Raw genomic sequence first — 26,837 nt, 5'->3', positions numbered from 1 at the left:
GGCGGGAAGAATGGCCGCTATGCCGACCCGAGTTCTCCTGGTCGAAGACGACGAGCGCATCGCGCAGGCCCTGACGCTGGCCCTCGACGACGAAGGGTTCGCCGTGGTGCACGTGCCCAGCGGTGAGCGCGCGCTGGAGACCGTGGAAGCCGGCCCCGTCGATCTCGTGCTGCTGGATCTGATGCTGCCCGGCGTGGACGGGCTCACCGTCTGCCGCACCTTGCGGGACAGCGGTGACCTGCCGATCATCGTGGTCACCGCGCGCTCGCAAAGCCGCGAGGTGATCGCCGGCCTGGAGGCCGGCGCGGACGACTACGTCACCAAACCGCTGGTCGCGGGCGAGCTGGCCGCCCGCATGCGCGCGTTGCTGCGGCGGCGGTCCCCCGGGCGGCCGGCCGTGCTGCACGTGGCCGACCTGGAGATCCGGCTGGACGCGGCGACGGTCTTCCGCGACGGCACGCAGGTGCACCTGACCCGCACCGAGTTCGGCCTCCTCGCCGAGCTGGCCGCGTCCGCCGGCAGCGTGGTGACCCGGGAGCAGCTGCTGAGCCAGGTCTGGGGCTACGACTACTTCGGTGACACCCGCCTGCTCGACGTCCACATCCGGCGGTTGCGGCGCAAGGTGGAGACCGATCCCGACCACCCGCGGACCATCGTGACCGTGCGCGGGATGGGGTACAGGATCGAGCCGGAACCGTGACGCGGTTCCGTCGCCCGCTCCGGCAGGTGCTGTCGCTGCGGTGGCGCGTCGCCGTCGCCTTCGGGCTCGGCTCGTTCCTCGTCTCCGGGCTGTTCGCCCTGGCGACCTGGAACCTGGCCAGCGGATACATGCTCGACCAGCGTCTGCAGAGCGCCACCCAGCAGGCCGCGGTGAACGCGCGGCTGGTCGAAGAGGCCATCCGCACCGGGTCCGGGGGCCTGGAGGAACTGCTGACCGGCCTCACCACGGGTCCGAACGCGACGATCATCGTGCAACGGCCCGGTCACGTGCTCACCGGCGGCAGGCAGGTCGAGTTCGCCGAGCTGCCCCGCGCGTTCGCCGACGCCGCCCGGTCGGGCACGCCCGTGCGGCAGCGCCTGCACGTGCGGGACGTCCCCGTGCTCGCGGTGGCGCTCCCCCTGGCCACCCAAGGCGGGTTCTACGTGGAGATCTTCCCCCTGGCCGAGATCGACCGCACCTTCCACTTCCTCAGCAGCCTCCTGGCCGGTGGCACCCTGGCCAGTGGAGTGCTGGGCGGTGCGCTCGGGTTGTGGACCAGCCGGCGGGCACTACGCCCGCTCACCGCCCTCACCGCCGCCGCCTCCCGGGTCGCCGCCGGTGACCTCGGTGCCCGCCTGCCCCAGCACGCCGACGCCGACCTGGCGCCGCTGGCCCGGACCTTCAACGAGACGACGCAGGCCCTCGAGCACCGCGTCCAGCGCGACGCCCGGTTCGCCGGCGACGTCAGCCACGAACTGCGGTCCCCGCTGACCACCATGACCAGTGCCGCCGAAGTGCTGCACCGCCGGCGGGACGATCTGCCCGAGACCGCCCGCCGGGCGCTCGACCTGCTGGTCCTGGAGGTGCACCGGTTCCGGCGCATGGTCATCGACCTGCTGGAGATCTCCCGCGCCGGCCAGCAGGGCGACGACGACGCCTGGGAGGTCCTCGACCTGCGCGAACTGGTGACCAACGTGCTCGCGCACCGGAACACGTCCTCGCCGCCGGTGGACGCCGGGCCGGAGCCGGCGCTGGTGCGGGGGGACCGGCGGCGGCTGGACCGCATCGTGGGCAACCTGCTCGACAACGCCGAGCACTACGCGGGCGGGGCGCGCCGGATCGGGATCGGCGTGGGAGCGAGCCGGGTGCGTCTCGAGGTCGACGACGAGGGGCCCGGCGTGCCGGCGCATCTTCGCGAGCAGATCTTCGAACGCTTCACCCGCGGCACGCGGGCCGGCGATCGCCGGGACGGCAGCGGCAGCGGCCTCGGGCTGGCCATCGTCGCCGAACACGCCCGGCGGCTCGGTGGGGCGGCCTGGGCCGAGGACCGGCCGGGCGGCGGATCCCGGTTCGTCGTGGAACTTCCGGAGGCCACCGCATGAGGCCGGGTGTGCGCCGCTTCGCGGTCGTCGTGGTGTGGCCGGTGCTGCTCGCGGCCGGCTGCGGGGTCACCACCCAGGACGAGCCGGAGCCGATCCCGTCGACCACCACGGCCGTGCCGACGACACCTCAGGTCACGCAACGTCCGGATCCCGCGGTGACCACGGGCCCCTCGTCACCCACTTCGCTGTGAGGGGGCCGGCGCCATTCCACGGCGTGGTTCCGCGTACCCACGTCCGCCAGACCGTGCGGGACGCGGCACGGGACCTCGAGGGACAGATCGTCGCGGAAGCTCTCGGCGAAATGCTCTACCGGCTGGCGCACTACCGCCTCAGCCGCGACACCCACGTGCACACCTGCCCCGGAGGACGGGTCGTGGTGGATTTCCGAGCGGCCACAATGTCAGCTGACCGTCAGGCACGACCGCACCGCCCGGTGCGACGATGGTGATCGAGATCGGCGCGATCCAGGGAGAACGATGCCCACGACCACACCCCGGCTGACCCAGCTCACCATCGTCGTCAGCGCACAGCTCATGGCCGAGTTCGACGACGTCGACGCGGACGAGGTGTCCCGCGTCGTCCGCGAGTCCGTGCGCGACCTGAGCGGGCGGATCGCCTCCGAGGCGGTCAGCGAGCTGCTGCACCGCCTGGCACATCACCGCCTCACACGGCTGATCGCCGCCGGCCGCCCGCACGCGTGATCATCGGACACGGCCGGCACTGCCCCATCGCCCGGGCCGCGGAAAGCCATGGAGAAGGTCATCGTCCCGTTGGGACAGTGGAGGCGGCGCCGGCCGGCCGCGCGGGAACCGTCACCAGGGCTGGTACGGGCTCACCGTGATCGTCCCGTGCCCGCACACCGGGCCGTAGGACCAGCTCACGCGCAGGGGTTCGCCCCCGCCGGGCGGAACCAGGTCGAGGTGACCCGGTGGCGGCTGGCACGGCCCGGTCACCGGCTCGTCCCCCACCGGGACCACACCCCACCGCAGGTGCTGCCGCGCCGCGGTCCCCCGTTCGAGCCGCACCGGGGCCGGTTCGGGTCCGGCTTCCCGGCGGATGCGCGTGGGAACGGCACGCCCGTCCTGTCCCACCAGCCTGATCCGGCCGTACCCGTGCAGGGTGCAGGTGCCGCCGGTCGTCTTGGACAGCCGGATGACCGCGTACCTGCCGCCGGCGGCGGGGTGCTGGGCTTGCAGGTCGGCCGTCAACTCGTTCGTCGTGCATGGCGCGGCCTGGGTCGCGGCGACGTTGTCGGGCGCGGCGGCGTGTCCGCCCGGGTCCGGCGCCGGCCCGCAGGCCGAAGCCGCCGCCAGTGCGGCCACGACGGCGATCCCACGCCGGCTGCGCGCAACGACCGTCCTCATTGCTTCTGCGATCCCATCGCGATGCAGGCGTAGTGCGGTATCGCATCGACCGGTTCCCGTGGCTGGACCTTCACGTCCAGACTGATCGGCCCGGTCCGGGAGAAGGTGAACGTCATCGGGATGGTGGTGCCCGCCAGGGCCTCCGTCGTGAACCCGGTGGCGTCCACGTAGTAGGGCAGGTGCCCGGTGAGCACCCGGCCGGGTGGAATCGGCACCGATGCCTTGGCCTGCACCGGGATCTCCGGGACCTGCTCGGCGGTGCCGTCACAGTACTGGTCCCACCGCAGCGAAACAGCGCGCACCACCGGGCTGGTCACCCCGGTGAGGGTGTCGTCCTGGTCGCCGGTGTTGCTCACCGTGAAGAGCACCCGTGCGTTCTCCCCCGGCGAGTACCGCCCGTCGTCCGGCCGCTCGACGTAGACGTTGAGCAGCCGGACCGGGCCGTCCCCGGCGTTGGTCCCCATGGTGTCCGCCCCCTGCCCGTGCTGGCCGGGGTCGCTGCAGCCGGCGAGCACCAGGGCGGCCACCACCGCCGGGACGAGCGTTCGCACTCGGCTCTTCATGGTCCTCCTCGGTCGCCACCGAACCGTCGGCCCGCTGAGTCATCGTCTGCTCCCCTCGCCGGTTCACCCCCGTGGTGAGGGCATTCCCCGGCCGGGGACGGTGAACCTGACGGTTGCCTGACGAACTCGGACCGGAGCACCGGAAGGCGGACTGCGGCCGCCCGTCATCCCAGGGCGGTGATCAGGTCGCGGCAGGCCCGCTCGCAGCGCCGGCACGCCTCGGCGCACACGCGGCAGTGCTCCATCCGCTCCGCGTGCCCGGCGCACTCGTCGCCGCAGGAGCGGCACACCGTCGCGCACGCCTCGAGCACTGCCCGGGTGATGTTCGCGTCGTAGCCGGTGTGGCGGGACAGGATGCGAGCGGTGGTGTCGCAGACGTCGGCGCAGTCCACGTTGGACCTGATGCACTTGCGCAGCTCCGGCAGCCGCTCGTCCGGCTCGGACATGCAGGCGTCGGCGCAGGCGGTGCAGGCCTGGGCACAGGCGAGACACGCCTCGACGCACCGGACGAGCTGGGCGCGGTCGACCTGGCCGAGGTCGGCCGGGTAGGTGTCGAGCATTTCGGAGACCACGGTCATGACTTCTCCTTTCCCTCGGTGACGCCACGTGGCATACCCGCCGGTGTTCAGGGCAACCCCCGGACCAGGACGACGGGAGGGATCCGCGGTGGCACTCGTGCTGGCATTCGGGGTCGTGTTGCTCGTCAGCGTGTCGCTGTCCGGTCTGGCCGCCCGGACGGTGTTGTCCACCGCGCTGATGTTCCTGCTCGCCGGCGCACTGATCGGCCAGGGCGGCTTCGGGCTCGTCACGGTCCACCCCGCCGATCCCCTGGTGTCCACGCTCGCCGATCTGGCGCTGTTCACCGTGTTGTTCACCGACGGCCAGCGCGCCAATCTGCGGGCGCTGCGGGAGAACTGGCGGCTGTCCGGCCGGGCGCTGGGACTGGCCATGCCGCTGACCATGCTCGGCATCGCCCTGCCCGCGCATTTCCTCACCGGGCTGGACTGGCCCACCGCGTTCCTGCTCGGCGCCATCCTCTCCCCCACCGACCCGGTGTTCGCCTCCGCCATCGTCGGCCGCTCGGACGTGCCGGTGCGGTTGCGGCGGTTGCTCAACGTCGAGTCCGGGCTCAACGACGGGCTGGCCCTGCCCTTCGTGCTGGTCTTCCTCGCGCTCGCCACGCACGAGCGGTCGCACCCGGCCACGATCGCGCTCGAGCTGGCCGGCGGTCTCGCGCTCGGCGTCGGGATACCGGCACTGGTGACCCTGGCGTGGCGGCTGCGGATCCTGACGGCGGAACCACGCCTGCAGGCTCTCGGCCCGCTCGCGATCGCGGTGTCGCTCTACGCGGTCTGCCACCTCACCCACGCCAACGCCTACCTGGCCGCCTTCGCCGCCGGCTCCACCCTGGCGACGCTGAACCGGGCGGCCGCCGAGCGCTTCGAGCCGTTCGGCGACCTGTTGTCCGAGCTGACCAAGTTCGCCGCGCTGCTGGTGTTCGGCGCGCTGATCACCCCGGACCGGCTGAGCCACCTGTCGCCCGGCGGCTGGGGGCTGGCGGTGCTGGCGATCCTCCTGGTGCGGCCGGCGGCGATGCTGGTGTCGCTGCTGCGCACCCCGCTCCCCGGACGCGAGCGCGCGACCGCGGCGTGGTTCGGGCCGAAGGGGTTCGCCTCCGTCGTGTACGGCCTGCTGGCGCTGCAATCCGGCATCCCGGACAACCACACCGTCTTCGACCTGGTCGCGGTGACCATCGCGATGTCGATCGTGCTGCACTCCTCGACCGACGTGCCCGTCGCGCGGGCACTGCGGGTCGAGCCACCCGACAACCTGCCGGCCGGTCAGGCGGCGCCCGGCTCACCGGAAGACGCGGCGACGCCGAAGTGACTCCCACATCCGTGCCCTGCCCAAGTGTTGCCTACTGCAATAGTGTCGGCGGGAGCGAGCAGGTCGGCGGGGCGGGACCGGCGGCCCCGGCGTCGTGGTCGCGGCACCGCCGGGCGTGGCGCCGGTGATGGGCCTCCCGCCGATCCCGCCACGGCCGAAGTGTCGTCGCGCATGCCCTCAGTCCTCGCGCAGGTCGAGCACGACCTTGACGTCGTCGTCCTGGCGCTGGAACGCCTCCTCCGCCCGGGCGAGCGGCACCCGCCGCGAGATCAGGCGGGACAGCCATCCGCGGTCGGCTTTCGCGAGGGCGTCGGCGGCGATCCGGAAGTGGTCGCGGTTGGCGTTGACCGAGCCGAGCAGCGCGTCGTTCTCCAGCACGACCTCGCGGTTGAAGCCGCCCGCGTCGACCGGCAGCCGCCGCCCGGACGAGGACACGCCGGTCAAGCAGACGATCCCGTACGGCCCGGTCACGGTCATCGCCGCCACCACGACCGGGCCCGCCCCGGTGGCCTCCACCACGACATCGGGTTGCAGCTTCCGGCTGAGCGTCTCCAGGTCCTCGTGGTGGTAGGTGGCGCCCAGATCGGACACCAGCCGCGGCTTGGGACCGCTGGTGACCCGGTCCAGGACGTGCACGTCGAGGCCGCGCTGACTGCCGAGCAGGGCGGCCAGCAGGCCGATCGGGCCGGCGCCGGTGACCAGCACGGTCCGCGGGTCGAACCACGCGCGGTGGCCCACCCGATCGATCTGGTCCCACGCCTTGGCCACCACGCTCGCCGGTTCCATCAGCACCCCGGCCTGTTCGAGCCCGGGATCGAGGCGGACGGCGTAGGCCGCCTCGACGGTCCACGAGGTGCTGCCGTACCCGTCGAGTTCCTTGATCCCGCGCTCGGTGTAGCGGCCGTTGCGGCACATGTCGAACTGACCGTGCGCGCACGCGCCACACGGCACCGGGTCCGGGCGGCGCACCACTCCCGCCACGAGATCGCCGGCCGCGAAGCCGCTGTCCCCCGGTGCCTGCCGGACCCGCCCGAGCGATTCGTGCCCGAGCACCAGGTGGTCCCGCCCCGGCGGCGCCCAGCCGTACTCCCCGGAGAGGATCTCCCGGTCGGTGCCGCAGATCCCGAGCGCCAGGCCGTCCACCAGCAGCTCCCCCGCTGCCGGCGACGGATCCGGTACTTCGGCGACGGTGAGCGAGTGCGCCTGGCCCGGCCGGACCGTCACTGCCCGCATGACATCTCCTCTCGATCGCGTACCCGCCGCGGATACCCCGACCGGCCACCGGCTACCGCGCCACGGAAGCCCCCATCACGATCAGGCCGACGCATCGGAACAGCATCCGGTAGCCCGTCCGCCGGCCGGCCTGACGAACGCCTGACGATTGTCCCGGGGGTGAGCGGGGCGAACGCATGGCTGAAGTCTGCGCGGGTACCAGAGGAGAGTTGCCCTAGACAAGTGTCCGACCGGGAGGATTCGGCTGTGAAGCAGGGACGAGTGGTCGTCGTGACCGGAGCCAGTGCCGGTGTCGGCCGGGCCGCCGCGCGCGCCTTCGCCGAACGCGGAGACCGGGTGGCCCTGCTGGCCCGCGGCGAGAAGGGCCTCGAGGCGGCCGCCGCCGAGGCCGGACAGGCGGGCGGTCAGGCCCTGCCGGTGCCCGTCGACACGGCGGACGCCGAGGCCGTCGAGGTCGCGGCCGAGCAGGTCGAAGAGACGTTCGGCCCGATAGACGTGTGGGTCAACGACGCCTTCACCAGCGTCTTCGCACCCTTCACCGAGATCGAACCGGAGGAGTTCCGCCGGGTCACCGCCGTCACCTACCTGGGCTACGTGAACGGGACCCGGGCGGCGCTGAAGCGGATGCTGCCGCGTGACCGGGGCGCGATCGTCCAGGTCGGGTCGGCCCTGGCCTACCGGGGCATCCCCCTGCAAAGCGCGTACTGCGGCGCCAAGCACGCCATTCAGGGGTTCACCGGATCACTGCGCTGCGAACTGCTGCACGACAAGTCGAACGTGCGCGTGACCATGGTGCAGATGCCCGGCGTCAACACCCCGCAGTTCGACTGGGTGCTGTCCCGGCTGCCCCGCAAGGCCCAGCCGGTCCCGCCCATCTACCAGCCGGAGATCCCGGCCAAGGCCATCGTCCACGCCGCCGGCCACTCCGGGCGGCGGGAGTACTGGGTCGGCGGGTCCACGGTCGGCACGCTCGTCGCGAACAAGGTCGCCCCCGGCCTGCTCGACCGCTACCTGGCCCGCACCGGTTTCTCCGCCCAGCAGGCCCGGCAGCCCCGGGACCGGGATCAGCCGGTGAACCTGTGGGTGCCTGCCGACGACACCGAGGGGACGGACTTCGGCGCGCACGGCCGCTTCGACCGCAAGGTCACCGCACGCAGCCCCCAGCTGTGGGCGTCCCAGCACCACGGCCTGCTCGGCGCCGCCGCGGCGACGCTGGTGGCCGCGGGCCTGGCCGCGCTGACGCGCAAGCGCTGACGGAGACTGGATGTCCCTGCGCATCGAGGACTACGCGCTGATCGGCGACACCCAGACCGCCGCCCTGGTCGGGCACAACGGCTCACTGGACTGGCTGTGCCTGCCCCGAATCGATTCGGGCGCGTGTTTCGCCGCGCTCCTGGGCGACCCCGACCACGGTCAATGGACGCTCGCGCCGCTGGGCGGCGCCCGCACCACCCGCCGCGGCTACCGGGACGACACCCTGGTGCTGGAGACGGAACTGGTCAACGACGAGGGCACCGTGCGGATCGTGGACTGCATGCCGATCCGCCACGACCACCCGCGCGTGCTGCGGGTCGTCGAGGGCGTGCGCGGCCGGGTCCGGATGCGCAGCGACGTGCGGGTGCGGTTCGAATACGGCCACGACCGGCCGTGGATCCGCACCGACGGCGAGCGGATCCGCGCCATCGCGGGCCCGCACGCGGTCGTCCTCGACGGCGACGTGCCGCACCGCGCCGACGAGCACGCGGTGTGCTCGGCCGAGTTCACCGTCGGCGAGGGCGACCGCGTCGGGCTGCGCCTGGCCTGGACCGGGCCGCGCCAGGCGGAGCCGGAGCCGGTCGACATCGCCGGGACCGTCCGCGCGACCGAACGCTGGTGGCGGGACTGGGCCGGCCGGTGCACCTACCGGGGCGAGTACCGCGACGCGGTGGTCCGGTCCCTGATCGCGCTCAAGGCGCTCGCCTACAGTCCCAGCGGCGGGATCGCCGCCGCAGCGACCACGTCGCTGCCCGAGCAGCTGGGCGGCGTGCGCAACTGGGACTACCGCTTCTGCTGGATCCGCGACGCGACCTTCACCCTGATGGCACTCCTGGAAGCCGGGTACGAACGGGAGGCTCGCGACTGGCGGGAATGGATGCTGCGGGCCATGGCCGGCGCCCCCGGGCAAATGCAGATCATGTACGGCGTCGACGGGGAACGCCGGCTCACCGAATCCGAGCTGCCGTGGCTGCCCGGCTACGCCGGTTCCCGCCCGGTGCGCATCGGCAACGCGGCCTCGGCGCAGTTCCAGCTCGACGTGTACGGCGAGCTGATGGACGCGCTGCACCAGGCCCGCACCCACGGCATCCCGCCCGATCCGGACGCCTGGCAGCTGCAGCGCACCCTGCTCGACTTCCTGGAATCCCACTGGGACGATCCGGACAACGGCATCTGGGAGATGCGCGGGCCGCGCCGGCACTTCACCCATTCCAAGGTGATGGCCTGGGCCGCGGTCGACCGAGCCGTGCAGGGCGTCGAACGCTTCGGCCTCGGCGGTCCTGCCGACCGCTGGAAAGCCCTGCGGCACGACATCTTCACCCAGGTCTGCGACCAGGGCTTCGACACCGCCCGCAACACCTTCACCCAGGACTACGGCGGGTCCGGCCCCGACGCGTCGCTGCTGCTGATCCCCGCGGTCGGGTTCCTGCCCGCCGGCGATCCGAGGATGCGCGGAACCGTCGACGCGATCGAACGGCACCTGGTCCAGGACGGCTTCGTGCAGCGCTACACCATGAACGAGCGCACCGAGGAACTGGACGGGCTACCACCCGGCGAGGGCGCCTTCCTGCCGTGCACCTTCTGGCTGGCCGACAACTACATCCTGCAGGGCCGCCACGACGAGGGCCGCCACCTGTTCGAGCGCCTGCTCGCGCTGCGCAACGACGTCGGCCTGCTGTCCGAGGAGTACGACACCGGCGCGCAGCGGCTCGTCGGCAACGTGCCCCAGGCGTTCTCCCACGTCGCGCTGATCAACACCGCGCTCAACCTGCAGAGCGAGGACGGGCCCGCCCGCCGCCGCGGCAGCCAGGGGCCGGGCTGATCAGTCCGGCGCCGGGCGGCGGGCGTCGGCCGGCGGCTGGTCCACGGTCGCCAGGACCGCGGTGAACACCCCGGTCAGCAGCCACCACACCCCGCCGCCGGACGGGCCGGCGAGCAGCACCGCCCCCGAGGCCATTAGCGCGGCGCCGAACGCCTGCCCGGCCCTGGCGCTCCGCACCGCCGCCCGTGCCCGGTCCCCACGTCGGGCCGCGAGCGCCGCCCGCAGGATCCGGCCACCGTCCAGCGGCGCGGCCGGCAGCAGGTGGAACAGGGCCAGCGCGACGTTGAGTGCGGTCAGGCAGGTCAGCGCATCCACCGCCAGCAACGGTGCACCCAGGAGAGCACCGCCCCAGGCCGCAAGGCCCAGCAGGGCGCCGGCCGACAGGCTCGCGAGCGGACCGGCCACGGCCACGCGCAGCTCCGCGCCTGGCGCTTCCCGCTTCCGCGCCGTCCCACCGAAAAACCACAGCGTGACTTCCGGCGCGGCGGCGCCGTGGCGGCGTGCGACCAGCGCGGGCGCCACCTCGCGCACCATCAGCGACGCGACGAAGAACACCGCGGCCACCACCGCCGCGCCGAACAGCACCACGTCCGGGTAGGCGGGCAGCACCCGCGGCCACCGCGCGAACGCGAGCGCTCCGGCCACCAGTCCCAGGGCCGCCGTCACACTCCAGTGCGCGCGGACGCGGACACCGGCGAACTCGCCCAGCGGGACTGTTCCCGTCATCGTGCCGCAGCTCCTCTCCTCGGATCTCCCTCCCGGTCATACCCGCCCGCACCGGCTCGCGGTGCGGGACCGAGCTGACGAAAACCTTGCGATCACCGGGGAGCCACCGCGAGCCAGGTCGGCGCCGGCACGCGATCGTCGTCGTGCTTCGCCTTCGCCGCCCGCCGACGCCTCGGCCACGGCCACGGCCGGATCGCCCTCGTGCGTCGAACCGGCATCGCGCACGCCGAGTTGCGCAGGTCGTCGGCTGCCGTGTGCGCCGTCAGCTGGTGCCGCATCTCCGAGGTCAGCCTGCCGATCGAGACACCGGGGCAGCGGGTGGTCCGCGCTGCCGTCCGGCGGCAACTGCGCCGCACCACGGCCACGTCGGTCACCTCGTCGGCGGCGACCACCTGCCCGGAAGTCTCGTCCCCCCGTCGCGAAGACCACCGGGCCGGCCACGCACGTCCCTTCCCCGTGGGCGTGGGCGGTGGCCCGCCCGGGTAACCGGTGATCGTGAAACGACGGCGGTGGTGGGAAACGGTCAAGCGCATCGTCGCGGAGATCGGCGACGACAACGTCCCCACCTCGGCGGCCGCGATCGCCTTCTACGGGCTGCTGGCCCTGGCGCCGGCGCTGATCGCGCTGCTCACCATCTACTCGCTGGTCACCGACCCGCAGACCGTTCGCGACCAGCTCGCGCCCCTGGTGTCGGCGTTGCCCGATCCGGCGCGCAACATCGTGACCGAGCAGCTGGCGGGCGCCACGGCGCTCGGCTCGCGGGGGCTGACGTTCGGTCTCGTGGGCAGCGTCGTCGCGCTGCTGTGGACGACGTCCACCGCGATGGGGTCGATCATCGGCGGGCTGACGCGAGCGTTCGACGGGAGCGAGACGCGCAGTTTCCTCCGGGCGCGGCTGCTGGCGCTCGTGCTGACCCTCGGCGCGATCGCCGTCGCCGCGGTCGCGCTGGCCGCGATCACCGTGTTCCCGCTCCTGCTGGAGGTGTTGCACGTCCCCGGCGACAGCCGGTGGCTCGTCAGCACCGTGCGGTGGCTGGGCCTGGTCGTGCTGCTCGGCTGCGCGCTCGCGGTGCTGTACCGCTTCGCCCCGAACCTCGACCGCGCGCGGCGCCGGTGGTTCAGCTGGGGAGTACTCGTCGCGCTCGCCATCTGGCTCGCCGGATCCGCGGCCTTCACGGTGTACGTCGAGGGATTCGCGCACTACCACGCCGTCTACGGCACGCTCGCCGGCTTGGCCGTGCTCATGCTGTGGCTGTACCTCTCGGCGTTCGCCGTCCTCGCGGGAGCCGAAGTGGACGCCGAACTGGACCGCTGCCGGGCGCGGCACGCGGACGGCACCGGACCGGAGAGGCAGGACCGTGAGCACCGCCGGGAGGACGTCAGCGACCGGCGGCTACCGCAACCCCGCGCACCTCGCCCGGAACTGCCGGCGGAGCGGTGAGCCGCGGAGCGCGCTGGGCGAAGAACAGGCGGGCGATGAGGTCGCCGCGGGAGCCGGTGCCGGTTTGGCGAAGACCGCCTTCAGGTGGTCCTGGACGGTGTCGGCCGGCATCCGGAGCCGGTTGGCGATCTGCCTGGTGGGCAAACCCTGGGCGACGCATTCGGTGACCCGTCGCTCCCGCGGGGCGAGGCCGTACGTCGGCCAGCAGTGGTGCCATCTCCGCCGGGCGGGCCGCTTCCAGCAGGACCGCCAGCGGTGCCGTCGGGCCCTCGCCCAGGAGCGAAGCCCGGACGATCACCCACCGGCCCGCCTTGGTGCGCACGCGCGCCCGGGCCAGGCCCGCACTCCCCTCCCCCACGTGCCCGCCGATGGCACGCGCCTGCGTGGCGACCGCACGGATCACCAGCGGGGAGCGTGGTGCCCGCTCGGGGACCGATGCCGAGTCCGTCGATCCACGTCCCGGCCACCTGGTTGGCGAGGTCGACGCCGTCCTCGGGGTCCAGGACGAGCATTCCGGTGTCGTGGTGGCCGGCGCAGGCGCCGTCCGGGAGCAGCGACCGGCGCAGCCCGTCGGAGATCACACCGGTCAGCGAGGTGACGAGCCGGACCTCGGCGGGCGAGAAGTACGGGCGGTCCTTCTCGCGGAACACGGTGAGCGCGCCCCACGTGCCGGTGCTGCTGGCCAGGACGACGCGGAGTTCGTCGGCGTAAGCCCGGGGGCGCCGGACCTCCCGGTGACGCCGGCTGAGGTCGGGTTCGCCCGCGGTGGCGTCGCTGAGACTCGCCGCGGTCCAGCCCGCGCGCGCCAGGTCGACCCATTTGGTGTAGTCCGGTTCGCGCAGCTCGATCTCCACGAGCCGGCTGATCGCGTCCGCGGGCATCCCGTTCTCGACGAACTCGGCGGTCGGCAGCATGGTGGCCGGATCCATCGTCATCAGGCAGGAGCCCTCCGAAGGCACCGCGCCGTCCAGCGCATCGCCGCGAGAGGGTGTCGCGGTCGCGGGAAACCACCTCGCCGCATGATCGAAGCACTGGAGGTACCGCGATGAGAACCTTGCACGTCGGATTACGCGTGACCGATCCGCGGGCCACACCGACGGCATGACCGCCGCCGACTTCGCGGAGGAAGGGCCTGTCGACGGGTACATCGCCGGGCCGGACGACCGGATGTCCGAGGGACCCAACGGGCAGGTGTGCGCCGAAGCCCTGGCGACCGGGGCCGTGATCTCCGGACGCCGCACCTACGAGCTGGCCGGCCGGTGGCAGGGCGACCACCACGACGGGGTGCCGATCCACGTGCTCACCCACCACGTCGACCCGGCCGACGAGCCACCGGGCAGCGTGAAGTACTACGCCGACGCCTGCGCCGCCGAAACCCGGGAAGCGGCAGGCGATCGAGCGGTGCTGGTCCACGGCGCGGGTGCGGCGCAGGCGTTGCTGGCCGCCGGGCAACTCGACGAACTCGAACTACACCTCGTCCCCGTGCTGCTGGGTGCCGGACGGCGATTGTTCGAGCCGATCCGGACTCGGCCACGTCGAATGGGAACTCCTCCGCCGGCTCGACGGCCGCGATGCCACACATCTGCGGTACCGGATTCTTCATTCAGAAGGGAAACGGCCATGACTGCCGCACTGCTGACCATCGACGCTCTCGGCGCCCGGGACCTGCGAGGACTCCGGCGGTCCCCAGACGATCGCCGACGTGCCGACCGACTGCTCCCGCCACCACGACGATCCCACGGCCTCGGTGAACACTGCGAACCGCATGCGCGACCCCCGAGGGCACCGGCCCCACCGCGCGGCACGGGCTGCTCGAACTGCCCGGAAGGCTGACGATCCGGGGCATCACGCGCGCGATCGCCCTGGAGGTCGAGGTTCCTCGGCCTCAACGAGACCGGCCTGCCGCGCGGTCCCACCCTCGCGCTGCGCCAGAACACCTGGACGCCGGGCGCGTACTGCGAGTCCTACTGCCGGGTGGTCAGCATCCACCACCGGCGCGAGGACTCCGGCGTGTTCCCCGCCCTGCGCCGGTTCGCGCCCGGCCCGGCCCCGTGCTGGACCGGCTCGACCTGCTCACCGACCCCAGCTGTCGCATCTGTCCGATGAGGAACGCGAGCTGCCCGACCCCCTCGCCCGGCTGTCGCGGCGCCAGCCCCGGCAGCGGTCATGATCTGGTGTGACCGGCCGCGGCTCAGGGAAGGTAGAGGTCCCTCGCCCCCGCGTCCACGGCGAGCCAGGCGTCGAACGCGTCCCGGTCGGACTCGGCGACGGTCAGCGTGACGTCCGCGCCGTAGAGCCGTCTCGTCACAACTCGACCGCGTCGGCGAGTGCCGACCGCACAGCATCGTCCTCGAGCGTCCGGGCGGGCACGACGTCGACCGGGGAGCCGAGCAGTCGCCCCAGCTCGATGTCCAGCGTCGCGAGACGAGGTTCTGGCGCGCCGGCCAGCACACCGACCGTGCCGTCGACCAGGAACTCCATCGCGATCAGGATCGCGAACTGCAGCCAGACCCGGCCCAGCGCCGGATCGATGAACTGCGGCAGCAGCGCGATCGTGTAGGTGACCATCTTCGGGTTCAGCAGGCCGGTCAGCAGGCCGGTCAGGAACGCGCGGCGGCCCGTCACCCCGCCCGCGGGCACCTCCCCGGGCACGCCCTTGCGGTGCCGGATCATCTGCACCCCAGGTACACCAGGTACACCGCGCCCACGATGCGGACCACCGTGAACGCCACCGGCACCGCGAGGAACAACGCCGCCAGCCCGGCCGCCGCGACCGCCACGTGCACCGCCTCGCTGACCGCCACCCCGGCCGTCGCCAGCAAGCCCGCGCGCGGCCCGCCCCGCATGCCGCACCCGAGCACGAACAGCATGTCCGGACCGGGCGTGATCATCGCGACGGTCGTCGTCAGCACGAACAGCGCGAGCAGGTGCGGGTCGATCGGCGTGAGCGGCTACCGCCGGGATCACAGCGAGTTTCCGGCTGCTTCCGCCCTGCGGCAGCGCGGTGCCGGCCCGCGCCCGGCGATCAGCGTCCACGTCCGCCGGAGTGCCGGGCGCGTGGTGCGGTCGCACCGGCCGGCTCCGGTCCGCAACCCACGTCTTCCGCACCGCTGCGAGTCTGCCGGAGCAGCGCGAGAGCCTCGTCGGAGGGAGAGCCGGCGGGCGTCGTGCACACGATCAGCACCTGGCCGGGGGAACGGGCGATCGACAGCGTCTGCTGGGTCACGGTCACCAGGCCGACGACGGGGTGGTGCAGTTCGTAGGACGCGGCGTCACAGGGTGCCACGCGGTGGTCGCCCCAGAGCGGCAGGAACTCCAGCAGCGGCCGGGACCCGGGATCGCCGAGGTAGCGGCCGTCGTTGTTGGCCAGCAGCACGATCCCGTCCGCGTGCAGCTCGTCCAGTGCGTAGGCGGCCTCGGCGAGCGCCCCTTCGACGTCGGGCAGCGTGAGCGTGGCGAAGAAGCCGAACCGGCCGGGACGCCGGGCCACAACCTCCGCGCTGTACTCGTTGACCTCACGTGCCCACCGCCGCGCCTGCCCGTCGTCGCCGAACCAGACGCCCGGCGTGGACAGCGACAGGATGCCGGTCTGGATGTCGTGCCCGTCCCTGAACTTCAGCGCCGGGCTCTCCGACCAGGACGGCAGGTCCACGCCGCCCGGGCGGATGCCCTTCTCGTGCATCCAGTCCGCGTACCGCGGCGGAACGAGGCGCCGGTGGGTGTCGATGCGGCGCGCACGCGTCATGACGATTCGGGCACTTCTTCGATCGGTGCGAGGAACCCGCCCAGCGCCCTGGGCAGGATGTCGGTGAGGCGCCTCGGCGAAGAACTCGGCGTCGAGGAGGTCCGGTCGCATGCGCACCACCGCGAACACCACCGGCACCGCGAGGAACAGCGCCACCAGCCCGGCCGCCGCCAGGAGACCGGCACGCGGACCGCCCCGCATGCCGCATCCGGGCACGAAGAGCACGTCCGGTCCGGGCGGGATCATCGCGGTGGTGGTCGGGACGAACACGGCCGGCAGCTGCGGGTCGATCGGCATGGCGGCATCTTCCCGCGACCCGCTGGAAAGCGTGCTCAAGCGTCCCGTCGCTGCAGCACCAGCCCGCCGCCCAGCAGGAGCGCCAGCGCCCAGGCCGCCAGCACACCCAGCCCGGCCCAGGGGGCGATCGGCAGGCTCTCCAGCCCGGTCGTCGCCTGGATGGACAGGCCCGCCGTCATCGGGCCGAAGCGTTCCAGTTGTCGCTGCCACTCCGGGTCCGGCACCACCGAGACCAGGATCGGCACCAGGTACAGCAGGCCGAGCACCAGCCCGATCGCCGTCGCCGAGTCGCGCGCCGCGGTGGCTGCGCCCAGGCTCAGCAGCGCGATCAGCGCCAGGTACAGCACCGATCCGGCCGCGGCGCGCAGCATCGGCCCGTCGGCCGGGAACGCGGGCAGCAGCACCCACCCGGCCAGCAACGACCCCAGCACCGCGAGCACCCCCGCGACCGTCACCACGCCCACCACCACCGACGACTTGGCGGCCAGGACGACCACCCGCCGCGGGATCGCGGTGAGCGTCGTGCGCACCATGCCGCTGCTGTACTCACCGGACATCACCAGCACGGCCAGGATCGCGACCGCCGCCTGTCCCAAGTAGACACCGGTGAGACTGGTCTGCACCGGATCGCAGCCGTCGCACCCGGTTCCGGCCGCCAGCGCGCCGAGCCCGGCGGTGACCACGACGACCGCGGCCAGCAGCGACCGGGCGCCCGGCGCCGTGCGCAGCTTCGTCCACTCCGCGTGCAGCGCGTTCCTCACGCGTCCCTCCGCCGCAGCACGTACATCGCCAGCCCGAGCGCCGCCGCCGCGTACGCGCACAGCACCGCGAACCCGCCCTACGGCGGCAACGGGTAATACCCCTGCGCGGGCGTGTACGCCGCGAGCACCTGCGGATACTCGGGAATGCTCTGCTGCACCGCGAACGCCGCGGCCGGGGTGACCCGCAGCAGCCATTGCGCGGCGCCGGACGGCAGCACCGACGAAGTCGCCAGCAGGTAGGGCAGCACGAGCGTGGCGATGCCGAGGGCGACGGCCCCGGCGCTGCGCCGCAGCAGCGAACCCACCGCGAGGGCGAACACGGCCGCGACCGCGATCACCGCCGCCGTGCCCACGACGACCCGCAGTTCCGTCGTGGTCGGCACCGGGATGAGGATGTTGCCGTTGCCGCGCAGGATCGCCCGGCTCAGCGGCACCACGGCCAGCACCCCGGCCAGCGCGGCTGCGAACGTCACCGCCCCCAGCACCAGGGCCTTCGCGGCGAGCACGCGTTCCCGCCGCGGGCTGACGATCAACGTGGTACGGATCAGCCCACGCCGGTACTCCGAGGTCGCGAACAGCGTGCCGACCACGACCGCGGCGATCAGCCCGGCGAAGGCGCCCACCAGACTCTCCTCGACCCTCTCGCCGTCACCGGTCACGGCGGGCGCGATGTCGCCGGACCCCCGCACCGTGATCGCGCCGCCGGATTCGGTGAACCCGCCGCCCAGCGAGGGGTAGGACATCGAGTCGGCGCCCAGGTCGTCCCCCCGCCAGCCGCCGGAGAACCCGCCCTCCCGCGCGATGCCGTCGAAGGACGCGCTGACCTGCGTCGGCCCGCCGGTGATCTTGGTGCCGCCCAAGCGCCCGTCGGCGATGACGTTGTGTTTGGGCGAGGTCGCGAACAACCCGGCCTCGATCGTCTCCGGCAACCCGGGCAGGTCGGCCGCGCCGGCGTCGGTCCAGGTGACCCCGTCCGCCGACACCGAGCCGGTGATGGTGTCGCCGGTGCGCGTCAGTCGCGACCAGGAACCGGGCGGCGCCGCGAGGTCCTCGGTGAAGTTGTGCTGCATCCGCACGCCGTGGGCGCCGGTCTGCATCAGGGCGGCGTAGGCCGACCCGCGCGTGGTGCCGTCCTTGAGGATGAGCCCGGCCTTCGCCCACGGTTCGACGCCGCGCGTGCCGGTCAGCGGGGAGACCCGGGCGGTGAGGGTGCCGTCGCCGGTGAGGGCCGAGTGGACGAAGAAGAACGAGTCGGTCACCGCCTGCCCGCCCGGTCCGACCGGGACCGCCCGGTCGCACTTGCCGTCACCGCAGGCGGTGTGGTTGCCCAGCGCGGAGAACAGTCCGATGAGGACGGTGACCAGCGCGGTCACGGCCAGGCCCGCGACCCAGCCGCGCACGGTGCGGAACTTGGTCCATTCGGCGTGCAGCAGCTGGGCGAAGCCGTCCCGGCCACGGTGTCCCGAGCGGTACGGCGCGAGAGTGGTCATCGGGCGGCCTCCGAGCGGAACTCGACCGCGTCGCGGGTCAGCTCCATGTAGGCCTCTTCGAGCGACGCGCGATGGGCCGAGACCTCCGAGAACGGCACCGCGTGCCCGGACAGCAGCGCGACGATCCGCTCGGCGGGCAGGCCGGACACGGTGAGCACGTCCCGGTCGGTGGCGGCGACCGTGCCGCCCGCGCGGGCCAGCACCGCTCTACGCTCCCCCGCCGCTGCTGCTGCGCATGGTCGACGCCGGGCTGCTGGGCCGCAAGTCGGGCCGCGGTTTCTACGACTACGGCTGAACCGCCTCGCCGAACGTGGCCAGCAGCAGGTCGACGAGCACCTCCGCCCGCGCCCCGAAGGCCACCCGCGCGTTCGGCTCGCCGGTCGCGTTCGGACGGAGGTCCATCACGGTCCGGCCGACGGTCAGGGCGCCGGTGGTTTCGACCTCGACGCGCACCGGGCGGGTGGTGATCACCTCGGGCCGCACCAGGTAGGCCACGCACACCGCGTCGTGCACGGGCGCCGAATCGGGTGCGTGCACGCCGTGGCCGGCGGAGTAGGCGTCGATGCGGCGGGTGATCAGGCCGGCGGCCGCGCGCCCGGCGGCGGTGCCCAGGCCGGCCAGTCTCGCGCAGTCGGCGCGGTTGACCAGCGCCTGGTGGGTGGCGTCCAGCGGGACCAGTGTCAGGCGCGGGAAACCGGCCGAGAAGACCATCGCCGCGGCCTCCGGGTCGGCCCAGACGTTGAACTCGGCCGAGGGCGTCACGTTGCCGTGGGCGTGCGCCCCGCCCATGATCACGACCTCGTCGACGGCGTCCCGCACGGACGGATCGGCGGCGAGCACGGTGGCGATGGTGCTCAGCGGCCCGACCGGCACCAGCGTCACCGGCTCGGTGGTGGTGCGCAGGGTGTGCAGCAGGAACTCCACCGCGGATTCCTCGCGCGCGGCCGTCACCGGCGTGGGTAGCGGCAGGGAGGTGCCGTGCATGTCCCGGGCCGAGTCGCGCTCGAAGTGCGTCTGCCCGGGAAACCCGCGCCGCGCGACGGGGTGTGCGAGGCCCGCGTGCACCGGGATGTCCGGCCGTCCGATGGCGTCCAGCACGCGCAACGTGTTGTCGGTGGTGGCCGGCAGGGGCACATTGCCGCTGACGGTGGTCACGGCGGCCAGGTGGAGATCGGGGTGCAGGGCGGCCAGCATGATCGCGACCGCGTCGTCGGTACCGGTGTCGACGTCGAGGATCACCTTGCGTGTCACCCCGGCAGCGTCCCACACGACGTGCCCGCGGCGGATTCCAGCACCGGCGGCCGTGCTCCGTCGGAATCCCCCAGCTGCGCTCCGGTGGCTGGGCGAAACCGGGACCGCGGCAGCAACCTGTGCGGCGTGACTGATCACGACATCGACCGCATCGACCACTCCGTCCTGTACACCACCGACATCGAAGCCACCGCCGCGACGTACGAGGCGCTCGGCTTCACCCTCAGCCCGCTGTCGCTGCACACCGGCTCCGATCGCCCCGGCGGCGAGCGCAAGCCGATGGGCGCCGGCAACCGGTGCGCGCTGTTCGGCCGGACCTACCTGGAACTGCTCGGCCTGTTCGGCGACGGCTCGGTGGACCCGTGGAACATCCGCCCGCTGATCGCCCGGTACGAGGGCCTGCACGGCTGTTCGTTCGGCTGCGACGACGCCGGTACCGTCTACCAGCGGCTGCGCGAAGCGGGACTGTCGTCGTCCGGGGTGCTGCCACTGCAACGGGACGTCGCCACCCCCGGCGGGACGGCGACCGCGCGGTTCCAGGCGATTCACCTGGACCGCGCGCTCACCCCGGAAGGGCTGATCCACATCGCGCACCACCTGACGCCCGAGTTGATCCACCAGCCCCGCTACACCAGCCACGCCAACGGCGCGATCCAGCTGCACAGCGTGTTGCTGGTGGTGGACGACGCCGACCTGGAGGCCACGGTCGCTCGCTACGCCCTCACCCTGGGCACCGAACCCGTGGCCGAGGAACCGCTGCGGGTCCTGTCCCTCCCGACCGGCCGAATGGAGATCGTCGCGGTCTCCGCTTTCGGCGAGGTGCTGCCCGGCGAGCCGGTGCCCACGCTGCCCTACCTCGCGGGGCAGGCCGTCGCCGTCACGGACGTCGACGCGGCTCGCGCCCTGGTCGAGAGCAACGGGTTCACCGTCCGCGAGCTGCCCGGCGGGTTCTTCGTCGGCGCCGGTGAGGCCCGCGGCGCGGCCATCGCCTTCCTGGCGGCGTGACCGATGACCGGCCTCGTTCGCGCGCCCGCCGGGGCACTGCGCGGTGTTCCCACCGGCGCGGTCACGGCCTTTCCCGGTGTCCCGTACGGCAGCGCCGGGCGGTTCGCCGCGCCCCGGCCGGCCCCCGCCTGGGCGGGGGTGCGGGACGCCGGCCACCCGGGTCCGGCGTGCCCGCAGCCGCCCTCCCGGCTGGCCCGCATCATGGGGCCGGGCAGCGACCTGGCCCAGGCCGAGGACTGCTTGTCCGTGAACGTCTGGACTCCGGGCGGGACCGGGCTGCCGGTGCTGGTGTGGCTGCACGGCGGCGGATTCTCCAGCGGATCGGGCGCGGAAGCCTGGTACGACGAAGCCCTGCTGGCCGAACGCGGCCGGATGGTGGTCGTCACGGTCAACTACCGGCTGGGCGCCCTCGGGTACCTGTACCTGTCACCCGGGTTCGGTCCGGCCAACCTCGGCCTGCTCGATCAGATCGCCGCGTTGACGTGGGTGCGGGACAACATCGTCGCGTTCGGCGGCGACCCGGACCGCGTCACGCTGGCCGGGCAATCCGCCGGGGCGCTGTCGGCGCTCGCGCTCCTGGGCCGTCCCGCCGGTCCCGGCCTGTTCCACCAGGTCATCCTGCAGAGCACACCGGCCGGGGTCACCCCGTTCAGCCGACGGGAAGCAGCCGGGATCGGCCGCCACCTGCTGGAGGTTCTCGGCCCGCACCCGGCCGAGGCAGAACACCTGCGGACCGTGCCCGTTCCCCGCCTCCTGGCCGCCCAGCAGGAACTCGCGCGGCGCAGGGCGGCGCCGCTGTCCGTGACCCCACCGTTCCAGCTGGTCGCCGACGGCGGCGTCCCCGCCGACCTGCTCGCCGGCGCGCCCGGCGACCTTCCCGTGCTGATCGGCACGACCCGCGACGAGGCCTCGGCGTTCTTCCCCGGCGCGCCCGCGGACCTGACCGCGCGGCTCTTCGGCGACGGCAGCCGCCGGCTGGCCCGGCAGGCCGGTTCCGCCTTCGCCTTCCGGTTCGACTGGTCACCACCCGGCAGCCCCTTCGGCGCCTGCCACTGCATCGAACTGCCGTTCGTGTTCGGCGGCCTGGACGCCTGGCGCGCGGCGCCGATGCTGGCCGGCGCCGATCCCGCCGATCTACGGCGGCTGGTGGACCAGGTGCAACGCGCCTGGACGGGATTCGTCCACACCGGTTCACCCGGCTGGCCGCCGTTCCCGCACGTCAGGCACTTCGCCTGACCCCCGCTACCCTGACGCCGGTGAGTTCCCTGGTCCTGGACGAGCTCGACCGCTCGATCGTCCACGCGCTGCACGTCGACGGCCGCGCGCCCTTCAGCCGCATCGCGTCCGTGGTCGGTGTATCGGATCAGACAGTCGCGCGGCGCTACCGCAGGCTTCGGTCCACCGGATCGCTCCGGGTGATCGGCCTGCCGGACGCCCGGCGGCTGGGCTGGGTGGAATGGTTCGTCCGGGTCCAGGTGACACCCGACGCGGCGGTGCCCGTCGCCGACGCGCTGGCTCGCCGGCCGGACACCTCCTGGGTGTGCCTCACCTCCGGGGGAACGCAGATCTGCTGCGTCACGCGGGTGCGCAGCACCGGCAAACGCGACGCGCTGCTCCTCGGGCAACTACCCAGGACACCCCGGGTCACCGGCGTCACGGCGCACTGCCTGCTGCGCGTCTTCGCCGGCGGCCCGTCCGGCTGGCACGGCAGGGCCGACTCCCTCACGCCCGAGCAGATCGCGGCTCTCGCCCCCGAACCACCGCGCGACCGGAAAGAACGGGTCGTGCTGCAAGACGGCGACGAGCAGCTGCTGGCCGCCCTCGCCCGCGACGGCCGGGCGACCTACCCCGATCTCGCCAAGGCGACCGGTTGGTCGGAGATGACGGCCACACGCAGGCTCGCGCAGCTGCGTCAGCGCGGCGCGCTGTTCTTCGACGTGGACATCGATCCCCTGCTCCTGGGGTTCGAGACCCTCGCCATCCTCTGGCTGACCGTCGATCCGGCCCGGATGCGCCCGGCGGCCGAAGCCCTCGCCGCGCATCCCGAGGTCGCCTTCGCCGCGGCCACCACCGGCCCGGCCAACCTGCTGGTCTTCGCCGCCTGCCGCGACGTGGACTCCCTCTACGACTTCCTCGAACGCGGCATGGGCACGCTGCCGGGGATCCGCCAGCTCGAGAGCGCACCGGTCATCCGCAACAGCAAGCGGGCCGGGGGAGCCCAGGCGCCCGGTTCCGGAACGCCACGTCCTCCGAAGCGGTAGAAGATCCACCGGTCACGGCCGGCGGCGTCAGCTGTCGATCTTCCCGAGCTGGATCAGCAGCTCCAGCTGGTCGTAGTAGAGGTGGCTGTCGGTCATCTGGCCGGCCCGGACGCGGTGGACCTCGCAGAACGGGATGTCCACCGTCCGCTGCGTCGGGGCGATGTCGCCGGCCGGGGTGACCAGCCGGCCGGTGTGGGTGCCCTGGAAGCGGCCCTCCAGCACGCCGCCGTCCTCGTCGCCGTGGATGCTCACGACCGCGATCTGGTTGTCCGGGAACGCGTCGTGCCAGGTCGACCACTCCGCCTCCAGCGCCTCGCGTCCGGCGAGCCGGAACCCGCCGGGAGCGCGGAGCTCGAAGGCGGTCTGGTCGGTCATGCCCCGCCAGCCCTCGCGGTCGCCGGCGTTCCACAGGTCGACCCACCGCTGGGTGAGGCTGTTCGTGCCGCCCTCCCGGACGGTGGTGAACAGCAGCCGGTACTCGCCCACCGACCGGACCTGCGCGTGGATCCGCGCCAGGGTGTCGGCACGCAGGCGGGCCACCGCGGCGCGGCTGTCCGCCAGCTGCTCCATGGTTTCGTAGGCGGCGATCACCAGGCAGCGGCCCTGCTCGCGGTCGACGAGCATCTGCGCGCTGCACAGCCCGTCCATCTTCACCAGGCCGGGCACCGCGTTCTCGCGGAAGGCCTGGATCGCCGCGCCGACCTCGCCGGGCGGGCAGTCGATGGTGGTCATCCGGACGCCGGCGCCCGGACCGGGGCGGCTGCGGCGCACGAAGACCGGGACCTCGAAGTGGTCCACGGTGATCATGCCCTCGGCCAGCTCGGCAGCTTCCTTGCGGGAGGCCTCCACCGCGTGCTCGGACAGCGTCATCGACTCCGCGGAGTCCCAGTAGGTCCCGGCGACGGTGATGCCCAGCTCGCTGTTGGTGAGAACGGCCAGCCCGCGGTTGCCGGCCTGCGCCTCCACGAAGGGGCGCACGGTGGTGTCCAGGTAGTGCGTGACCTCGTCGATCCGGGCGGGGTCGCCGATGAGCGTGTTGATGCGTGCGTACACGAGGACCTCCCTCGCAGTGCTGGTGGTGGAGCCCGGAACCCTCCAGCGTCGTCCTCGTCCCGGGCCGCGGCTAGGGCCGAAAGACCGGGGCTCAGGACGGCCTGCCGTCACCGGGCGCCGGTTCGGCGGGCCTGGGCGGATCGCCCGCGCCGGGCTCCTCGGGAGCGACCCGGTACGCGTCCAGGGCATCCAGCCCCGGCCGGAACCCGGAGCCGACGAGGTCACCGAACAGGCGCCACATCGCGCGTTCCTCGTCGATCTGCTGCGGAAGCGCGAACCCGAGTGCGGTGGCCAGTGGCTGCCGGCCGAGGTTGACCATCGCCCGGACCGCGCCTGCCCACTCGTCGGTGGCCACCACGGCCAGGCGGTACCAGATCACCGTCAGCGGCAGCAGGCCGATCATCGTCGCCACGACCAGCCAGGGACGCACGGCGGCGCCGAGGGCGAGATCGATCCCGGCTGCCACGACGACGAGCAGGTGCCCGTAGAGCAGGCAGACGAAGAAGTCGACGCTCATCCGGGCGTCGTCGGTCTGTTTGCGCACCGGTTCGGGCACGGCGGCGTTGAGTTCGTGCCACAGCACCTGCGAGTCGAGCCGGTACCGGTCGTGCCCGTACTCCTCGAACCGCCGGATCGCGTTGCCGAGCCGGGTCGCGGCGACCTGCCGGTCGTCCACCGGGTACCGATGCAACCGCTCCTCCAGCACCGCGAACCAGACCGGGCCCCTGCGGAGATCCGCGGCGAGGTGGCGGCTGATGACCGGGTGCGCGCGGAAGGCGTCCAGCACGGACTTCTCGTCGCCGGTCAGGTGGCGTTCCCGCCGCACCAGGGACACGGCGTCGACGCGGTTGCGCACCAGGTGCTTGCGGGCCAGATGGCGCCGGCGACGAGCCTGGGCCAGGCGGCGGGGCCAGCCGAGATGGCCTTCGAGGACGCGGTAGAGCGGGATCTGCAGGGCCGCCAGGACCAGGCCGAGCACCGCGGTGGCGACCAGGCCGAAGATCGCGGCGCGAGCCGCCTCGGCGCCGGGCGCGTCGAACCGGCTCAGTTCCGGCACCACCACGAACCCGAAGATCAGCACGTTGATCAGGCTGGGCAGGATCCAGCCGACCAGCAGCCCGCGCCCAGCGGCGAGGGCGCTCTGGAATATCCCGGTCACCGGCTACCCGCGCCGCCGCAGTGCGCGGCGGTACCACGGCTCGCGCACGTCGTCGTAGGGACCCGGGATCCCGGAATCCGAGCCGGCACGGGCCGAGCCCGGTGCCGGCGCCGTGTCCGCGATGGCCTCGGCCAACGGCAGTGCACGCTCGTACAACCCGTCCAGAAGGGCCTGCCGCCGCTGTTCGTCAGGATCTTCGTAGAACCGCGGGCCAGCCGAAGGGCGGGCGCCGATGCGTCCCGTCGGCCCGTCCGCGGACGTGGGCGTGGCCTTGGGCGTGGGCTTGGGCAGAGGCGGAGGTTCATCGAGACCGGCGACGGCGATGTCGAGTTGCTGCTTGGACAGGGTCAGCAGCGTCTCGACTCCCCTGCCGGTGTACGTGGCGAACGATGCGTGCGCGACCCGGGTGGCCTCCACGAACGCCGCGAACGCGACGCGCGGATGGTACGGGGCGATCCGCGGGTGTGCTCCGGCGCCGCGGCGCACCATGTCGGCCCACGCGGCCATGACCGGCGCCACCCGGACTTCCAGTTCGTCCACCACGGCCGTCATCGCGACCCGCGTGCCTTCCAGCCGTGGGTCGCCCGGCGTCAACCCGGTGCGAAAACCCGGATCGTCCCGCAGCCGGTCCAGTGCGCGGCCGAGGGCCTCGTGCATTGTCCGGACCACCCGCTCGGCCTCCTCCATGAGCCGACCGTACTGGCGCGACTACGGTGCGTCTGGCGAATGGCGCAAAAACTTCTCGGCCGGCTAGATCCCGCGGCCGGCGGCCTTGAGCCGGCCGATGGCGGCGGCGTCGCCGTCGAAGGTCACGTGGACGGCGTCCCGGCCGAAGACGAACAGCAGCAGCTCCACGGGGTCGCCGGTGACGGTGACCTGCTCGGCGCCGGTTCTGGCGGTGGCTTCGCGGCCGTCGGTGGTGCGCAGCGTGACGCCGACGGGCACGCGGCGCAGGTTGATCCTGGCCGCGGTCCGGGCGGCGCGCCAGGCGGCGGCGTCGCGGGTGGCCTCGGCCGGGCGGGGTGCCCAGCCCGGGCGGGCGCGGCGCACGTCCTCGTGGTGCACGAGGAACTCGGCGGTGTTGGTCAGCTCGTCGAGCCGGCCGATCGAGGTGGGCCAGTACCAGGCCGGCCCGCGGCGGACCCGGTCGACCAGCTCGGGCCACGGCTGCGCGGCGATCGCGTCCTGGACGCGCTGGGTGTGCCCGGCCAGCGGCGGCAGCAGGATGCCCAGGGCGGCGTCCGGACGGCTCTCCCGCACGACGAGGTGCGCGGCGAGGTCGCGGGTCAGCCACCCCTGGCACAGGGTGGGCGCGTCGGGCCCGGTCTCGTCCAGCAGGAGGCTCAGCAGACGACGTTCCTCAGCGGCGACACCCATGCGACCACCCTACCGGCCGGTAGGGGGTGAGGGGGCGCGCCGCGGCGGGGCACCAGGTGCACAGCGG

Annotated in this window: 29 protein-coding genes and 2 pseudogenes; 13 read left to right on the top strand and 18 right to left on the bottom strand. The window is 73.2% G+C overall.

The features are described 5' to 3' along the window. The first annotated feature begins 19 nt into the window (after positions 1-19). The 4 genes from D0D15_RS28290 (at position 20) to D0D15_RS28275 (ending at position 2,783) form a co-directional block, all read left to right on the top strand. Positions 20-700, top strand: a complete 681-nt coding sequence (locus D0D15_RS28290; RefSeq protein WP_094002643.1) for a response regulator transcription factor — start codon at positions 20-22, stop codon at positions 698-700. Then, a complete protein-coding gene (locus tag D0D15_RS28285) occupies positions 697-2,082 on the top strand; it encodes a sensor histidine kinase (protein WP_094002642.1) in 1,386 nt (461 codons plus the stop codon). The genes D0D15_RS28290 and D0D15_RS28285 overlap by 4 nt, the downstream gene beginning before the upstream one ends. Continuing rightward, entirely contained in the window at positions 2,079-2,273 is a 195-nt protein-coding gene (locus tag D0D15_RS28280) for a hypothetical protein (protein ID WP_143266122.1), read from the top strand. Before D0D15_RS28285 ends, D0D15_RS28280 begins: the two co-directional genes overlap by 4 nt. Before the next feature lie 285 nt (positions 2,274-2,558). Further along, the gene (locus D0D15_RS28275; protein ID WP_094002639.1) at positions 2,559-2,783 is read left to right on the top strand and encodes a hypothetical protein; all 225 of its coding nucleotides are present in this window, start codon (positions 2,559-2,561) and stop codon (positions 2,781-2,783) included. A 111-nt stretch (positions 2,784-2,894) separates the two neighbouring features. Here the strand turns inward: D0D15_RS28275 and D0D15_RS28270 are convergent, their stop codons facing one another. From D0D15_RS28270 to D0D15_RS28260, 3 genes are all read right to left on the bottom strand, one after another. Then, positions 2,895-3,446 carry a DUF4232 domain-containing protein gene (locus D0D15_RS28270; RefSeq protein WP_094002638.1) on the bottom strand — a complete coding sequence of 184 codons (552 nt, stop codon included), beginning with the start codon at positions 3,444-3,446 and terminating at the stop codon, positions 2,895-2,897. Further along, the gene (locus D0D15_RS28265; protein ID WP_094002637.1) at positions 3,443-4,009 is read right to left on the bottom strand and encodes a copper chaperone PCu(A)C; all 567 of its coding nucleotides are present in this window, start codon (positions 4,007-4,009) and stop codon (positions 3,443-3,445) included. The genes D0D15_RS28270 and D0D15_RS28265 overlap by 4 nt, the downstream gene beginning before the upstream one ends. 164 nt (positions 4,010-4,173) lie before the next feature. Beyond that, positions 4,174-4,587 carry a four-helix bundle copper-binding protein gene (locus D0D15_RS28260; RefSeq protein WP_094002636.1) on the bottom strand — a complete coding sequence of 138 codons (414 nt, stop codon included), beginning with the start codon at positions 4,585-4,587 and terminating at the stop codon, positions 4,174-4,176. Positions 4,588-4,675: 88 nt separating this feature from the next. Here D0D15_RS28260 and D0D15_RS28255 point away from each other — a divergent pair, with 88 nt between their 5' ends. Further along, complete coding sequence (locus D0D15_RS28255; RefSeq protein ID WP_094002635.1) at positions 4,676-5,896, top strand: cation:proton antiporter; 1,221 nt, start codon at positions 4,676-4,678, stop codon at positions 5,894-5,896. A gap of 177 nt (positions 5,897-6,073) precedes the next feature. On the opposite strand, the gene D0D15_RS28250 is transcribed toward D0D15_RS28255, so the two are convergent. Next, a complete protein-coding gene (locus D0D15_RS28250) occupies positions 6,074-7,129 on the bottom strand; it encodes a glucose 1-dehydrogenase (protein WP_094002634.1) in 1,056 nt (351 codons plus the stop codon). A gap of 246 nt (positions 7,130-7,375) precedes the next feature. Between D0D15_RS28250 and D0D15_RS28245 the strand changes: the two genes are divergently transcribed. Together D0D15_RS28245 and D0D15_RS28240 are read left to right on the top strand one after the other, a co-directional pair. Then, positions 7,376-8,383, top strand: coding sequence for an SDR family oxidoreductase (locus tag D0D15_RS28245; RefSeq protein ID WP_115944885.1), 1,008 nt, complete (start codon positions 7,376-7,378; stop codon positions 8,381-8,383). Between the two features lie 10 nt (positions 8,384-8,393). Continuing rightward, positions 8,394-10,205, top strand: a complete 1,812-nt coding sequence (locus D0D15_RS28240) for a glycoside hydrolase family 15 protein (RefSeq protein WP_094002632.1) — start codon at positions 8,394-8,396, stop codon at positions 10,203-10,205. On the opposite strand, the gene D0D15_RS28235 is transcribed toward D0D15_RS28240, so the two are convergent. Both D0D15_RS28235 and D0D15_RS28230 read right to left on the bottom strand, forming a co-directional pair. Continuing rightward, positions 10,206-10,931 carry a site-2 protease family protein gene (locus D0D15_RS28235; protein ID WP_094002631.1) on the bottom strand — a complete coding sequence of 242 codons (726 nt, stop codon included), beginning with the start codon at positions 10,929-10,931 and terminating at the stop codon, positions 10,206-10,208. Positions 10,932-11,023: 92 nt separating this feature from the next. After that, the gene (locus tag D0D15_RS28230; protein ID WP_094002630.1) at positions 11,024-11,323 is read right to left on the bottom strand and encodes a hypothetical protein; all 300 of its coding nucleotides are present in this window, start codon (positions 11,321-11,323) and stop codon (positions 11,024-11,026) included. Between the two features lie 103 nt (positions 11,324-11,426). Here D0D15_RS28230 and D0D15_RS28225 point away from each other — a divergent pair, with 103 nt between their 5' ends. Beyond that, positions 11,427-12,371, top strand: coding sequence for a YihY/virulence factor BrkB family protein (locus tag D0D15_RS28225; RefSeq protein WP_158224373.1), 945 nt, complete (start codon positions 11,427-11,429; stop codon positions 12,369-12,371). Here the strand turns inward: D0D15_RS28225 and D0D15_RS37940 are convergent. Further along, a complete protein-coding gene (locus D0D15_RS37940) occupies positions 12,324-12,515 on the bottom strand; it encodes a hypothetical protein (RefSeq protein WP_094002628.1) in 192 nt (63 codons plus the stop codon). The genes D0D15_RS28225 and D0D15_RS37940 overlap by 48 nt on opposite strands. After that, a complete protein-coding gene (locus D0D15_RS36105; RefSeq protein WP_162830676.1) occupies positions 12,452-13,300 on the bottom strand; it encodes a hypothetical protein in 849 nt (282 codons plus the stop codon). Before D0D15_RS36105 ends, D0D15_RS37940 begins: the two co-directional genes overlap by 64 nt. A 172-nt stretch (positions 13,301-13,472) precedes the next feature. Here D0D15_RS36105 and D0D15_RS28210 point away from each other — a divergent pair, with 172 nt between their 5' ends. Continuing rightward, positions 13,473-14,204, top strand: coding sequence for a dihydrofolate reductase family protein (locus D0D15_RS28210; RefSeq protein ID WP_233156976.1), 732 nt, complete (start codon positions 13,473-13,475; stop codon positions 14,202-14,204). Positions 14,205-14,675: 471 nt separating this feature from the next. On the opposite strand, the pseudogene D0D15_RS28200 reads toward D0D15_RS28210, so the two are convergent. The 5 genes and pseudogenes from D0D15_RS28200 to D0D15_RS28180 form a co-directional block, all read right to left on the bottom strand. Next, positions 14,676-15,217 (bottom strand): annotated as a pseudogene (locus D0D15_RS28200) (LysE family translocator). A gap of 179 nt (positions 15,218-15,396) precedes the next feature. Then, on the bottom strand, positions 15,397-16,413 hold the full coding sequence (locus D0D15_RS28195; protein ID WP_338024705.1) for an MmyB family transcriptional regulator: 1,017 nt from the start codon (positions 16,411-16,413) through the stop codon (positions 15,397-15,399). A 35-nt stretch (positions 16,414-16,448) separates the two neighbouring features. After that, entirely contained in the window at positions 16,449-17,174 is a 726-nt protein-coding gene (locus tag D0D15_RS28190; protein ID WP_115944884.1) for an ABC transporter permease, read from the bottom strand. Positions 17,175-17,251: 77 nt separating this feature from the next. Next, complete coding sequence (locus D0D15_RS28185; protein WP_198958074.1) at positions 17,252-18,664, bottom strand: DUF1349 domain-containing protein; 1,413 nt, start codon at positions 18,662-18,664, stop codon at positions 17,252-17,254. Next, complete coding sequence (locus D0D15_RS28180) at positions 18,661-18,867, bottom strand: hypothetical protein (RefSeq protein ID WP_198958073.1); 207 nt, start codon at positions 18,865-18,867, stop codon at positions 18,661-18,663. Before D0D15_RS28180 ends, D0D15_RS28185 begins: the two co-directional genes overlap by 4 nt. Between D0D15_RS28180 and D0D15_RS28175 the strand changes: the two are divergent. Continuing rightward, positions 18,867-18,959: pseudogene (locus D0D15_RS28175) on the top strand (3-hydroxyacyl-CoA dehydrogenase family protein); the annotation flags it as partial. The gene D0D15_RS28180 and the pseudogene D0D15_RS28175 overlap by 1 nt on opposite strands. On the opposite strand, the gene D0D15_RS28170 reads toward D0D15_RS28175, so the two are convergent. Further along, positions 18,950-19,915, bottom strand: coding sequence for a nucleoside hydrolase (locus D0D15_RS28170; protein WP_094002836.1), 966 nt, complete (start codon positions 19,913-19,915; stop codon positions 18,950-18,952). The pseudogene D0D15_RS28175 and the gene D0D15_RS28170 overlap by 10 nt on opposite strands. Positions 19,916-20,041: 126 nt before the next feature. Between D0D15_RS28170 and D0D15_RS28165 the strand changes: the two genes are divergently transcribed. The 3 genes from D0D15_RS28165 to D0D15_RS28155 are packed head-to-tail and all read left to right on the top strand — an operon-like array spanning position 20,042 to position 23,181. Beyond that, a complete protein-coding gene (locus tag D0D15_RS28165) occupies positions 20,042-20,920 on the top strand; it encodes a VOC family protein (protein ID WP_158224372.1) in 879 nt (292 codons plus the stop codon). 3 nt (positions 20,921-20,923) lie between these two features. Next, positions 20,924-22,156, top strand: a complete 1,233-nt coding sequence (locus tag D0D15_RS28160; RefSeq protein ID WP_094002624.1) for a carboxylesterase family protein — start codon at positions 20,924-20,926, stop codon at positions 22,154-22,156. Between the two features lie 20 nt (positions 22,157-22,176). Continuing rightward, positions 22,177-23,181 carry an Lrp/AsnC family transcriptional regulator gene (locus D0D15_RS28155; RefSeq protein ID WP_094002623.1) on the top strand — a complete coding sequence of 335 codons (1,005 nt, stop codon included), beginning with the start codon at positions 22,177-22,179 and terminating at the stop codon, positions 23,179-23,181. A 27-nt stretch (positions 23,182-23,208) separates the two neighbouring features. On the opposite strand, the gene D0D15_RS28150 is transcribed toward D0D15_RS28155, so the two are convergent. The 4 genes from D0D15_RS28150 to D0D15_RS28135 all read right to left on the bottom strand — a co-directional run bounded on the left by D0D15_RS28150 (position 23,209) and on the right by D0D15_RS28135 (position 26,770). Beyond that, a complete protein-coding gene (locus tag D0D15_RS28150) occupies positions 23,209-24,234 on the bottom strand; it encodes an ester cyclase (protein WP_198958072.1) in 1,026 nt (341 codons plus the stop codon). Positions 24,235-24,325: 91 nt separating this feature from the next. Beyond that, on the bottom strand, positions 24,326-25,393 hold the full coding sequence (locus D0D15_RS28145) for a hypothetical protein (RefSeq protein ID WP_233156974.1): 1,068 nt from the start codon (positions 25,391-25,393) through the stop codon (positions 24,326-24,328). A gap of 3 nt (positions 25,394-25,396) precedes the next feature. After that, positions 25,397-26,080 (bottom strand): hypothetical protein, encoded by a 684-nt coding sequence (locus tag D0D15_RS28140; RefSeq protein ID WP_094002622.1) that lies wholly within the window; start codon positions 26,078-26,080, stop codon positions 25,397-25,399. A gap of 63 nt (positions 26,081-26,143) precedes the next feature. Next, positions 26,144-26,770 (bottom strand): TIGR03085 family metal-binding protein, encoded by a 627-nt coding sequence (locus D0D15_RS28135; protein ID WP_115944882.1) that lies wholly within the window; start codon positions 26,768-26,770, stop codon positions 26,144-26,146. Positions 26,771-26,837 lie beyond the last annotated feature (67 nt).

The organism is Amycolatopsis thermalba (genome assembly GCF_003385215.1).
GTDB classification, from domain to species: domain Bacteria; phylum Actinomycetota; class Actinomycetes; order Mycobacteriales; family Pseudonocardiaceae; genus Amycolatopsis_E; species Amycolatopsis_E thermalba.
The sequence above is the reverse complement of the archived record's forward strand: the minus strand, read 5'-3'. Positions and strand labels throughout refer to the sequence as shown.